Origin of the sequence: Aeromonas sp. S18(2024) (assembly GCF_041402525.1) — a bacterium.
Taxonomy (GTDB): Bacteria; Pseudomonadota; Gammaproteobacteria; order Enterobacterales; family Aeromonadaceae; genus Aeromonas; species Aeromonas enteropelogenes.
This window is the reverse complement of sequence record NZ_JBGLQV010000006.1, coordinates 36,080-48,443: the sequence shown is the minus strand read 5'-3', so window position 1 is coordinate 48,443 and position 12,364 is coordinate 36,080. Positions and strand designations below refer to the sequence as shown.

11 protein-coding genes are annotated in these 12,364 nt (G+C 63.8%); 5 read left to right on the top strand and 6 right to left on the bottom strand.

Going from position 1 to position 12,364, the window contains the following annotated elements:
• The first annotated feature begins 71 nt into the window (after positions 1-71).
• Complete coding sequence (locus ACB034_RS11595; protein WP_224210573.1) at positions 72-1,517, top strand: catalase; 1,446 nt, start codon at positions 72-74, stop codon at positions 1,515-1,517.
• 294 nt (positions 1,518-1,811) lie between these two features.
• On the opposite strand, the gene ACB034_RS11590 is transcribed toward ACB034_RS11595, so the two are convergent.
• Entirely contained in the window at positions 1,812-2,129 is a 318-nt protein-coding gene (locus ACB034_RS11590; protein ID WP_224210574.1) for a DUF1496 domain-containing protein, read from the bottom strand.
• Between the two features lie 222 nt (positions 2,130-2,351).
• Between ACB034_RS11590 and ACB034_RS11585 the strand changes: the two genes are divergently transcribed.
• Together ACB034_RS11585 and ACB034_RS11580 are read left to right on the top strand one after the other, a co-directional pair.
• Entirely contained in the window at positions 2,352-3,425 is a 1,074-nt protein-coding gene (locus ACB034_RS11585; RefSeq protein WP_371172885.1) for a hypothetical protein, read from the top strand.
• Between the two features lie 149 nt (positions 3,426-3,574).
• On the top strand, positions 3,575-4,351 hold the full coding sequence (locus ACB034_RS11580; RefSeq protein WP_371172884.1) for a substrate-binding periplasmic protein: 777 nt from the start codon (positions 3,575-3,577) through the stop codon (positions 4,349-4,351).
• A 9-nt stretch (positions 4,352-4,360) separates the two neighbouring features.
• Here ACB034_RS11580 and ACB034_RS11575 read toward each other — a convergent pair whose 3' ends face one another.
• Positions 4,361-5,200 (bottom strand): response regulator transcription factor, encoded by an 840-nt coding sequence (locus ACB034_RS11575; protein WP_371172883.1) that lies wholly within the window; start codon positions 5,198-5,200, stop codon positions 4,361-4,363.
• Positions 5,201-5,350: 150 nt separating this feature from the next.
• Between ACB034_RS11575 and tyrS the strand changes: the two genes are divergently transcribed.
• Positions 5,351-6,619 carry a tyrosine--tRNA ligase gene (gene tyrS / locus ACB034_RS11570; RefSeq protein WP_371172882.1) on the top strand — a complete coding sequence of 423 codons (1,269 nt, stop codon included), beginning with the start codon at positions 5,351-5,353 and terminating at the stop codon, positions 6,617-6,619.
• Positions 6,620-6,670: 51 nt separating this feature from the next.
• Here tyrS and ACB034_RS11565 read toward each other — a convergent pair whose 3' ends face one another.
• From ACB034_RS11565 to sgrR, 4 genes are all read right to left on the bottom strand, one after another.
• Positions 6,671-7,384 (bottom strand): hypothetical protein, encoded by a 714-nt coding sequence (locus ACB034_RS11565; RefSeq protein WP_042070949.1) that lies wholly within the window; start codon positions 7,382-7,384, stop codon positions 6,671-6,673.
• A 32-nt stretch (positions 7,385-7,416) separates the two neighbouring features.
• Positions 7,417-7,812, bottom strand: coding sequence for a thioesterase family protein (locus ACB034_RS11560; RefSeq protein WP_026457237.1), 396 nt, complete (start codon positions 7,810-7,812; stop codon positions 7,417-7,419).
• A gap of 190 nt (positions 7,813-8,002) precedes the next feature.
• Positions 8,003-10,180 (bottom strand): catalase/peroxidase HPI, encoded by a 2,178-nt coding sequence (katG, locus tag ACB034_RS11555; protein ID WP_371172881.1) that lies wholly within the window; start codon positions 10,178-10,180, stop codon positions 8,003-8,005.
• 147 nt (positions 10,181-10,327) lie between these two features.
• Positions 10,328-12,040, bottom strand: a complete 1,713-nt coding sequence (sgrR, locus tag ACB034_RS11550; protein WP_371172880.1) for an HTH-type transcriptional regulator SgrR — start codon at positions 12,038-12,040, stop codon at positions 10,328-10,330.
• A 100-nt stretch (positions 12,041-12,140) separates the two neighbouring features.
• On the opposite strand from sgrR, the gene ACB034_RS11545 reads away from it, so the two are divergent.
• A complete protein-coding gene (locus ACB034_RS11545; protein WP_342014042.1) occupies positions 12,141-12,317 on the top strand; it encodes a hypothetical protein in 177 nt (58 codons plus the stop codon).
• Positions 12,318-12,364 lie beyond the last annotated feature (47 nt).

Sequence of the window (12,364 nt, the reverse complement as noted above, 5' to 3'; positions counted from 1 at the left end):
GAGGAAAGGCCCATTGGCGCCTCTGTCTCGTGATCCGTAGGCTGGACCCCATATCAACGAGGAGAAGCATCATGACCGACAAGACCCTGCACAGCGCCAACGGCGCCCCCGTCGTCGACAACAACAACAGCCTCACTGCCGGCCCGCGCGGCCCCGTCCTGCTGCAGGATGTCTGGTTGCTGGAGAAACTGGCCCATTTCGATCGCGAGCGCATCCCGGAGCGGGTGGTGCACGCCAAGGGCTCGGGCGCCTACGGCACCTTCACCGTGACCCATGACATCAGCGCGTTCAGCAAGGCCGACCTGTTCAACACCATCGGCAAGCAGACCCCGGTGTTCCTGCGCTTCTCCACCGTGGCAGGCGAGAAGGGTGCCGCCGACGCCGAGCGCGACGTGCGCGGCTTTGCCCTCAAGTTCTACACCGAGCAGGGCAACTGGGATCTGGTGGGCAACAACACCCCGGTCTTCTTCATCCGCGATCCGCTGAAATTCCCCGACTTCATCCACACCCAGAAGCGGGACCCGCGCACCAACCTGCGCAGCGCCACCGCCGCTTGGGACTTCTGGTCCCGTCACCCGGAATCCCTGCACCAGGTCACCATCCTGTTCAGCGACCGCGGCATCCCCAAGAGCCTGCGCGAGATGAACGGCTACGGCAGCCACACCTTCAGCTTCATCAACGACGCCAACGAGCGCTTCTGGGTCAAGTTCCACTTCAAGACCGAGCAGGGCCACAGCTTCTACACCGATGAAGAGGCCGCCACCGCCGTCGGCCAGGATCGGGAGACCAGCCAGGCCGACCTTTACAACGCCATCGAGCGCGGCGACTTCCCGCGCTGGAAGGTCTATGTGCAGGTGATGCCGGAGTCCGAGGCCCACACCAGCAAGGTACACCCGTTCGACCTCACCAAGGTGTGGCCCCACGGCGACTACCCGCTGATCCCGGTCGGCGTGCTGGAACTCAACCAGAACCCGGACAACTACTTCGCCCACGTGGAGCAGGCCGCCTTCACCCCGGCCAACGTGGTGCCCGGTATCGGCTTCTCGCCGGATCGCATGCTGCAGGGGCGGCTGTTCTCCTACGGCGATACCCAGCGCTATCGCCTCGGGGTCAACCACGGCCTGCTGCCGGTCAACGCCCCGCGCTGCCCGTTCCACACCGCGCACCGTGACGGCGCCATGCGCAGCGATGGCAACGGTGGCGCCAGCCCCAACTACCAGCCGAACCGCTTCGGCACCCAGACCCCGAGTGGCCAACACGAGCCGGCCCTGAGTCTGGAGGGAGCCGCGCTGCACTACGACTTCCGCGACTACGACGCTGACTACTACAGCCAGCCGGGGGCGCTGTTCCGCCTGATGGACGAGGGGCAGCGCGCACGTCTGGCCGCCAACCTGGCCCGCTCCCTGGTCAATGTGGAGGACAACGCCATCGTCGCGGCCCAGCTCAAGCACTTCGAGCAGGCCGACCCCGAATATGCCAAGCGGGTCGAGCTGGCCCTGGCTGCCCTGCAGCGCTAAGCGGTCTGCCAATAAAAACGGGGGCCCGAGGGCCCCCGTTCGTACCATCGCCAGTTGTCATGCACAAAAAACGGAGCCGAGGCTCCGTTTTTCAATGCTGCATCAATCCCGGACGGAACGTGCTTCCCGTTCTTCCCGCTCTCTGGCCAACAGGCGTTTGTACCACCAGCTACTGCGACGACGTTGTGCATTGGAAGAGCGACGAGCCATTTCTTAGGTTCCAGCCATGAGATGAAAGGAGGTGCATTATGCGATATGGATCACGTCTGTGTCTTTAGCTGGATCAAGAAAAGCTCACTGGCCGACGGTAATTGTCTGACGGTTTTTGTCCCTCGCCGGCTCGGCACTAACCTCCACCGGGGAGCGCCAGATCAGGGGGCCATTGCTCTCCAGCTCGTTTTGCGGCCCGCACTCCAGCCAGGTATCTCCCTGCCGGATGCGCGCCCCCTGGGAATATTTCTGATCCTGGTACCAGCAGATACGCTCCGACAAGGCGTTCAGCGGCAACACCAGCTCGGTAGCGGCCGAATCACCCACGACCGTCGTCTTCAACGAGGCCTGCGCAGGGGTCTGCCAGAGAAGTGCCAGCAGGCAGGGCAAGAGGTATCTCATAGGGGTCATCCTGTTTTCTGTTGAAGCTCTTTTCAGGAAGCGACCACTCCCCGGGTTTACTTGACTGATAAATAGACGACCTGCTGGTATTCCGGAACCAATATGGTAGCCTGCCAGCGCCCGCCGGCAGCATCTCGCGGCCAGCTGCACATTCCCGGTGAACTTGTCGTTTCAAGACAAAATATAACCTTATTTATCAAATCGTTATTGGATATTATCCCGATGCGTATCATGCCGTTGCTCAAGGCGGCCTGCCTGAGCCTGATGTTGTCTGCCTGCGTTGCCCCCCTGTTGATGATGAGCCCCACCAGCCAGCTGATGTGGGCCCTGCTCAAGCCACTGGTCGGCTTCGACCCCAATGAAGTCAATCTGTTCGAACAACCTCTGATCAAGGATCGGATGACCGCCATCCTCGGCCCCAACTACGACACCACCATGCAGCTGCTCAAGACCGCCAACGAGCTGCAGCAGGAAGGTCCCCTGTTCTACGTGATCTCCCGCTACGCCCCGGTACCGGACATCGCCAAGCAGGCCGGCATGGTGTGGAACTCGCAAACCAACCAGATGTCCGTGCTGCTGCAAAAAGGGGATGGCTCTACCCAGACCTTTGGTGAGAATCTGGCGGCCACGGCCCCCGTCTGGCCAAGCGCAATGCAAGGCTGGCAGAACAATCCCATCACCCAGGCAGCCGCCACCTTGGGTGGTGCGGGCAGCAATGCCATCCTCGGCACTGTCGTGAATGGGACCCAAGGCAGCGTCACCGATGCCCTGAGCCAGCAGGCTGGCAAAACCATCGCCGATACCGCCAAACAGGGCGTCAACAGCGTGGCGACCTCCACCAGCCAGGCGGCCACCAAGGCGGTGACAACTCAGGCCAAGCAAGCCACCGGCAGCGCGGCAGCCACCGTCAGCCAGGAAGCCACCAAGGCAGTGACGACCCAGGCCAAGCAAGCCACCGGCAGCGCGGCAGCCACCGTCAGCCAGGAAGCCACCAAGGCAGTGACGACCCAGGCCAAGCAAGCCACCAGCAGCGCGGCAGCCACCGTCAGCCAGGAGGCCACCAAGGCGGAGACAACTCAGGCCAAGCAGGCAACCAGCAGCGCGGCAGCCACCGTCAGCCAGGAGGCCACCAAGGCGGTGACAACCCAGGCCAAGCAAGCCACCAGCAGCGCGGCAGCCACCGTCAGCCAGGAGGCGACCAAAGCGCTCAGCCGCGCGACTGCCCCCCTGAGCGACGAGGCGCAAACCGAAGCCCGGACCCAGGCCGAAGCCGAGCTGGAAGCTCTGTTCAAATGACAACAGGCCACCGCAAGGTGGCCTGTTTTTTTCCGCTCTATTGGATTGGCCCGGTGACGCAGGATATCCACCACCAGCTTGTGACGTTATGGCAAAGGGCACATAGACTGTTAGATAGTCTCAGGCACACTCGATGGAAGGAGTGCACCATGCGCCACCTGCTCGCGGCTCTCGCCTTGCTCTCTCTGCTGATTGCCCTCCCGGCGCCGGCGCTTATCTACTATTCCGAGCAGAACATGCCGCTCAATGGCCAGGACAAGGACGGCAAATCCATCGGTATGGCTGTCGAGCTGCTGCGCCTGATGTGGCGCGAGATGGGTGAGCCGGAGCAGCCCATCCACTTTCTGCCCTGGGCTCGTGGCTGGTACCTGCTGACCCAGCAACCGGATGCCGTGTTGTTCAGTACGGCGCGCACGCGGGAGCGGGATCCCCACTTTCTCTGGGTCTGCCCCATCAGCAATTCACGGGTCTCCCTGATGGGCCGCAAACAGAATGCCCCCAAAGTCGCCAGCCGGGAGGATCTCGCCCCGCTGCGGATCGGCGTCATGCAAGCCGATGTGGGGGAGCAGCTGTTGCTGAACCGGGGGCTGGCCCCGGGCAATATGATGGCGGTAGAGCGGATGGATCAGGTGGTGCGCCAGCTCATCATGGCACGCACCGATCTGGTGGCGGGCAACGAGGTGATGTTGCGCCATCAGGTCAGGGAGCTGGGCTTTCCCAACGAAGACTTCGTCACCGTCGCCATACTGGAAGAGCAGGACAACTGCTTTGCCTTCAATCCGCTGGCCGACAAACGGCAGGTCGCCCGCCTGCAGCAAGCACTGGACAAGGTGCGCCAGAGCCACGAGTTCCAGCAGCTGCAGGCCCGTTACCAGCAGGCCAGTACTCTGCCCAAATCCCAGTCCCCTCTGCTGCGCATAAAATAAACTCCCCCGTTACTCCCCCTCTCCCGCTTCGGCGGGAGTCTGTGGCGCCGTGATCAGGTGATTCAGGAAGAAATGGAACAGCTCGGCGCGCGAACCGAGGCGCAACTTGCCATAAAGGTGCTTGCGGTGATTCTTCACCGTGCCGCTGCCAATCCCGAGCTCAGCAGCAATCGTGTCGGTATCCAGCCCCTGTAGCAATAACCCGGCCACCTGCCTCTCCCGGCGAGTGAGCAGATCCCCTCCCACGCTAGCCATCCCCTGCTCCACCGCCCTCTTGATAAGGGCGCTGTCCGGCAGGGCGGTCCCCTCCGCCAGCCGCGGTTGTGCCTGCTGCCAGTGCTGGCGGCAAAGTGAGTGCACCAGGGGGAACAGCTCCTCCAGCCTGGCCAGCTCTGCCGCCTCAAGGCTCTGGCGCTTGCCGAGGCGCCCCAGAAACAGCACCAGGGTCAGCTCCTCGCGCACCGGCAGGATAAGCCCCACCTCCTCCTGCCAACCGGTAGCCTGGTAGAAGTGCTGACGATAGTCGGGATCCAGCCTGCCCTGTGACACCTGGGCCAGGGTCCATACCCCTGCCCCCAGGCCCGCCTTCAAAGCCTGCATAAAGGGATCCTGACTGAAGTGGCTGGTGAGGTAGCGATCAAACAGCAGCGCCCGCTGATGATTCAGGTTGTCATAGAGGTAAACCGGGCGCTGGCCGACTCCCAACAAGAGCGCGCAATCGAAGGCCACCTGCTGGCGGATGAGACGCACCAGGGCCGCCGGAAAGGCACTGCCGTTCAGGGCCTCGACCACCTCGGTCAGGTGGGGAATAAGCGATGGGTTGGTGCTGGATGAGTGGCTGCCGGTCATGGTGTTGTCGCTCCCGCTGCGGGGAAGAGGGCACCCCGTCACACCCTGTGATGCTAACACGCCAGTGGCAAAACTGTCCCCTGGGGGACATAGCGGTGAGGCCCCCCCAACGGTGAGGATAAGGGCTTTTCCCCTGTTGTTGGAGCACCCATGATCAACCCCCATCTGCTTGACGAGCTGACCCGGCGCGGGCTTATCGCCCAGAATTCCGACCCGGAGGCGCTGGCCTCCCATCTGGCCGAGCCGCGCACCGTCTATTGCGGGTTCGATCCCACCGCCGGCAGCCTGCATATCGGCCACCTGGTGCCGCTGTTGATGCTGCGTCGCTTCCAGCTGGCTGGCCACACCCCGGTGGCCCTGGTGGGCGGCGCCACCGGCCTTATCGGCGATCCCAGTTTCAAGGCAACCGAACGAACCCTCAACAGTGCCGACACCGTGCAGGGCTGGGTGGCCAGCCTGTCGGCCCAGATCAAGGCTTTGCTACCGGCCAGCGATGGACTGGCAGCTCCCGTGCTGGTCAACAATGCCGACTGGATGGGGCAGATGTCGGCCCTCGACTTCCTGCGCGACATCGGCAAGCACTTCTCGGTCAACGCCATGCTGGCGCGGGAATCGGTGCGCCAACGGTTGGCCCGCCCGGATCAAGGCATCTCCTTCACCGAGTTCTCCTACGCCCTGCTGCAATCCCAGGACTTTGCCGTGCTGCACCAGCGCCTCGGCTGCACCCTGCAGATCGGCGGCAACGATCAGTGGGGCAACATCACCAGCGGCATGGATCTCACCCGCCGCCTCCATCAGGCCCAGGTCTACGGCATGACCTTGCCCCTCATCACCAAGGCCGATGGTACCAAGTTCGGCAAGACCGAGGGCGGGGCAGTCTGGCTCGATCCGGCGCTCACCTCTCCCTACGCCTTCTACCAGTTCTGGCTTGGCACCGCGGACGAGGATGTCTACCGCTTTCTGCGCTACTACAGCTTCCTGCCCCTGGCGGCCATCGATGAGCTGGAGGCGGAGGATGCCACACGGCAGGGACGCAAGCAGGCGCAGCAGGTGCTGGCAGACGAGCTGACCGAACTGGTCCACGGCAAGGCTGCGCTGGCGGCAGCGCGGCGCATCAGCGAGCTGCTGTTTTGTGGCGACGTGGCCCGCCTCGGGGAGAGCGACCTGGCCCAGCTGGCGCAGGATGGCATGCCGAGCAGCCGTATCGAGGGGGAGACAGACCTGGTAAGCCTGCTGGTGGCCTGCGGCCTGGTCAGCTCGAAGCGCATCGCCCGCGAGCTGCTGGCGGCGGGGGCCATCAGCCTCAACGGCGAAATCCGGCAGGATGAACAGCTGGGCCGGGGCGAGCGCCTGTTTGACCGCTACCTGCTGCTGCGCCGGGGCAAGAAGCAGTACCATCTGGTGGAGTGGCTGGATTGAGCCAACTGACTGATACGACAAGGGGGCCGACATGGCCCCCTTGCTGTTTTCTCATTGCGGCTTGTTGGCCCCAGGTAGCGGCCGCCAGGTGAGGCGAGTCACCTGGGTGCCCTGTACCTCGCACTGGAGGCCAAGATCCTGCCACCCCTTCTCCTGGCGCAGGGAGACCTCCCCCGCGATCCCCTGCTCGCCGACCTTGAGCTTATCCTGCTCGAAGATCACCTTGTCGCCCCCGGCCAGTGCCATCAGCTTGCCACTGCAGAGCCAGTGGGCAAGATCGGCCCCCTTGAGCTTGACACCGCCGCTGGCCGCCTTGCGCTCCGCAGGACTGGGGGCGAACAGCCCGGCCAGCTCGGCAGCCCGTTTGGTGAGCCAGCTCTCGCGCTGCTGCATGCTCATCTTGCTGACAAACTCGGCGGGCTGACCCTTCTCGTCCAGCCACTGGACCAGCTTGCCCCCGTCATCGAAACCGAACCGGGCGGCAGGCTCCTTCACGCCGAACAGCTTGCCCCCCTTGAAGTAGTAACGGCTTTCCCCCTCCTGCTTGCCCTGCTCGTTCATGATGGGCACGGCGATGATGACGGGGGCGCCGTCGATCCAGGCCTGGATGTCGACGCCGTCGTAACTCAGTAGCCGGGTGTCGAGGGCACTATCGGCCCCCTTCTCCATCAGGGTGAACTGCTCTTCAAGGGGGCTTGCCACGGTAGAAAGGGAACAGAGTCCCAGCCCCAGGCCGAGGCTCAGGGCGATCACGGTATTGCGCATAAGTGTCCTGTCATTGGCCATCAAGGCCAGGGTTAACTCTCTATCAGCCAGGCGCGCAGCCCCTCGCGATGGGTCTCGCTCAGGGGCAGGGACTGGCGGGTTTGGTAATCGAAATGGATCAGGGTCGTCTCGGCGGTGACGGCCAGCTCGCCTCCCTGCCAGGCTTCCTGCCAGAGCGTGAAGGAGCTTGAACCGATGCGGCGCACCCCGGTTTTGATCAGAACCGGCTGACCGTAGAACAGCTCCCGTTTGAACTGCACCGTGTAGCCCGCGATGATCAAGTGCCAGTTGTGCACGTCCAGCTCGGGGGAGAAGATCCGGAACAGGGGATCCCGCGCCGATTCGAACCAGACCGCCGGCACCGTATTGTTGATGTGTCCGAGGGCATCTGTCTCCTGAAAACGGGGGTGGATCTGCATTTCCAGCATGGGGTGACTCCTTGTCAGCAGGGATTGGCGACTCGCCATCATTGATGGATCAAGATGTTACCCGATGAGAGACCCAAAAGGACAGGTACATGCCGCGGCGCTCGTCACCGCCATGGCGTGTCGCAACCTGGCCGGCCGGGCACCAAAAAGCCCCGCACGGCAGGCCATGCGGGGCTTGGTTTCAGGGGGCTCAGTCCAGCAGATCGAAGCGATCCGCGTTCATCACCTTGTTCCAGGCTCTGACGAAGTCACAGACGAACTTCTCCTTGCTGTCGTCCTGAGCGTAGACCTCGGCGTAGGCCCGCAGCACCGAGTTGGAGCCAAACACCAGATCCACCCGGGTGGCCGTCCACTTCAGCTGGCCGCTGCTGCGCTCCCGCAGCTCGTAGAGGTTGTTGCCGGCCGGCACCCACTGGTAGGCCATGTCGGTCAGGTTGACGAAGAAGTCGGTGGTCAGGGCGCCCGCCCTGTGGGTGAGGACCCCGTGCTGGGTACCGCCATGGTTGGTGCCCAGCACTCGCATCCCGCCCACCAGCACCGTCATCTCGTGGGCCGTCAGCCCCATCAACTGGGCGCGATCCAGCAACAGCTCTTCCGGCGTGACCACATAGTCCTGCTTCAGCCAGTTACGGAAACCGTCGGCCAGGGGCTCCAACACGGCGAAGGAGTCCACATCAGTCTGATCCTGGCTGGCATCGCCCCGGCCTGGCGAGAAGGGTACGTTCACCGTCACCCCCGCCGCCTGGGCAGCCTGCTCTATGCCCAGATTGCCCCCGAGCACGATCAGATCGGCGACGCTCACCCCGCATTCTGCGGCCAGCTTGTCATAGACGCCCAGCACCCTGGCCAGCCGCTCCGGTTCGTTGCCCGGCCAATCCTTCTGCGGTGCCAGCCGGATGCGGGCGCCATTGGCCCCACCCCGCTTGTCGGAACCGCGGAAGGTGCGGGCACTGTCCCAGGCGGTGGTCACCAGCTCGCCGATAGTGAGACCACTGGCGGCGATCCTCGCCTTGACCGCGGCCACGTCATAGTCGCTGCGACCGACTGGTACCGGATCCTGCCAAATCAGATCCTCGGCCGGCACATAGGGCCCCACATAACGGCTCTTCGGCCCCATGTCCCTGTGGGTCAGTTTGAACCAGGCGCGGGCGAAGGCGTCGGAGAAGGCGGCCGGATCAGCGCGGAAACGCTCGGCTATCTTGCGATATTCGGGATCGAACTTCAGCGCCATGTCGGCATCCGTCATCATCGGCTTGCAGCGGATCGAGGGGTCCTCCACATCCACCGGCATGTCCTCTTCGGCGATGTTGATGGGCTCCCACTGATGGGCGCCGGCCGGGGATTTTTGCAGCCACCAGTCGTACTTGAACAGGAGTTCGAAGTAGCCGTTGTCCCACTTGGTCGGATGGGTGGTCCAGGCCCCTTCGATGCCGCTGGTTACCGTATCGCGACCGATACCGCGACTGCTGTGATTCATCCAGCCCAGTCCCTGCTCCTCAAGGGCGGCCCCTTCAGGCTCGGGGCCGAGGCGTTTGGCATCCCCGTTGCCATGGGCCTTGCCGACGGTGTGGCCACCGGCGGTCAGGGCCACTGTCTCCTCGTCGTTCATGGCCATGCGGGCGAAGGTGACCCGCATATCCTGCGCCGTCTTGAGGGGATCCGGGTTGCCATCCACCCCTTCCGGGTTGACGTAGATGAGCCCCATCATCACCGCCGCCAGCGGGTTTTCCAGCTCCCGCTCACCGGAGTAGCGACCGCCCGGCTTGCTGCTCGGCGCCAGCCACTCCCGCTCGGAGCCCCAGTAGATGTCTTTTTCCGGATGCCAGATATCCTCGCGGCCGAAGGCGAAACCGAAGGTCTTGAGTCCCATGGACTCATAGGCCACGGTGCCCGCCAGGATCATCAGATCGGCCCAGCTGATCTTGTTGCCGTATTTTTTCTTGATGGGCCACAGCAGGCGCCGGGCCTTGTCGAGGTTGGCGTTGTCAGGCCAGGAGTTGAGCGGGGCAAAGCGCTGGTTGCCGGTACCGCCACCGCCACGACCGTCCGCGATGCGATAGGTACCGGCTGAGTGCCAGGCCATGCGGATCATCAGGCAGCCATAATGGCCCCAGTCGGCGGGCCACCAATCCTGGCTGTCGGTCATCAGGGCCGTCACGTCCCGCTTGAGCTCGGCCATATCGAGCTGCTTCAGGGCCTCCCGATAGTTGAAACCGGCCCCGAGGGGATTGGTCTTGCTGTCATGCTGATGGAGGATGTCGAGGTTAAGACTCTTCGGCCACCATGCCATGCCGGAGGTCTCGACCGAGGTGGAGCCACCGTGCATGATCGGGCATTTTCCGGGGGAACTTGCTGGATATTTGCTCATCGCTGTCCTCATTTACTTTATGGTCAATAACCTGAAACAGCATGGCACAGGGAAATTGCATATTCTGTGCGCCTACAGCCGATTTTCTCCATTTCGGGGCAGGCAGAGCGATAGTGCGACTCCGTCTGTCAGCAGCCAACTGGCTGGCTACTGACGAGGATTTTCCTCCTCCGGCTGCCCTGCCAGCTCGGGCCGCAGCCAGGCGCTGCGAAAATCGAACCAGCCGAGCGCCGTCATCCGAACCCCGTGCACCCCGACCCGGCTCTCCAGCTCCAGCCAGTGGTGAAACAGCGGCACGAACCGGCCCTGGCGTTGCACCTCGGCCAGCAGAACGCGCGGGCCTGGCTCCTCGCCGCGGGTACGCCACTGGGTCAACCCCTGCCACAAGCCCTGCTGGCCGGCCCATACCTTGCGCAGCAACGGCGTCCCCTGCAGCCAGGCATAGGGGGCGAAGGCATGTTCATGCTCCAGGTTGAGGGTGCCGAGCCAGAGATCCACGTCTTCATCTTCTCCGCTCACCCAGCGGCCGTAATCCAGGGTACGCACCTCGAGCTCGATGCCCTGCTCTGCCAGCAGGCAGCTCATGGCGTTGGCACACTCGTTGAACTCCAGATGCTGGTTGAAACAGGCCAGCACCAGCCGCGTCGGTCGATGCAACGGTGCGGGCAGAGGCGAGGGCTGCGCCTCGCGCCAGTGAGGCAGAAGCCCCAGCGCGCTGGTCCAGCCCCGTTGCAGTTCGGGGGCGACCCGGGCCATCAGGGCGATGGGGTTGAGCAGCTGGGCCAGCCACTGGCGCTGGGCTGGATCCTGCAGGGATCCGGATCTGTCGTCCTGCAACAGGAAGTAGCAGCCGGACTCGAGCTCGGACTCGCCGCGCATGGTGCCCAGCTCCGGGCTGTCACGCCCCAGCTGCAGGTGGCTCTCCAGCCGCTCCGCCAGTTCGGGCAGCATCCAGATGTCGATTTCGTCGAGCAGGGCACGCAACCCGAAGTAGTCGTCGAACGCCTCCAGACACAGGTGCAGGGGATCGTTGGCAACCACCTTGTAAGGACCCGTGCCCACCGGCTGCAGGGCAAACCCCGCCTCCCCCTTGAGCTCGCGCGGCAATATGACGGCCACCGGCTCGGCCAGCAGGTGGGGCAGCAGGGGATCCGGGCTGTCGAGGTACAGATCCAGGGTGCGCGGCCAGGGGCTTTCCAACCGAGCCAGATGGGAGAACAGCGGGCGATCCCGCAAGGCGAGCAGGCTCTCCATCGCGTCCTCCACCGCCAGCTCGCGGCCGTGGTGAAAACGCACCGCCGGCCTCAGGTAGAAGCGCCAGTGGCAGGGGCCGAGGCACTCCCAGTGGTGGGCCAGATCCCCCTCGATTTCCCCATTTTCCTCATTTCGCCGGGTTAGGCCGTTGAAGATCTGGCGACTGAGGTGCACCTCGGAGCGGCGCATGGGGCCGGTGGGCAGCAACTGGGGCAGCGGCCGGTAGTAGGGCACCCGCAGGATCTGACGCCCCTCCCGGGTGGCCTGACCGAGCTGTTCGATGAGCAGCGGGGTGAGCAGATCCAGCCGATCCTCGGCCAGCCGCACCGCCTGGGCGAGTTGGCCCTGACTAAGCAGATCCCGCAGCCGGCGGCGAGTCAGACTCTCCTGACTGTCGAGCAGGGTGAGCCGGGAACGCCGTCCCCTGCCCGCCTCCGCCGACCAGCTGAGCCAGCCCTGTTCCTGCATCCGGCGCAGCAGCAGGCGGGCATTGCGCGGGGTGCAGCAGAGCAGATCCGCCACCTCGGCGAGGCTGATCTCCCGCTCATCGCAGCCAAGCTGCTGGGCGAGTCGTTGAAATTGCTGGTAGAGGCGACCGGTCGGCATAAAAGAGGAAATCCTGTTGCAATAAGTCATCAGTTTTTACTTCCGCATTTTAGCTCAATACTGCCGGTGAACATGAGAGAGAACCCACAGGAGCCCCATCATGAACCAGGTCATCTCCCCCAAACCGAACCGGATCCAGCAGTACCTGCGCCGTTACTTCAAGCGGATCCTGCCCCGTCCGCTGCCGTTTATCGAGGATCCCATGAGCCAGCTCAATCGCCTGATGCAGTGGGACATGAACCAGATTGACGACAGGGAATATCGCCGCCGCCTCTGATATGACAGGGAATAGATACGGGAGATCTGCCTGTTTACATCGGCCAC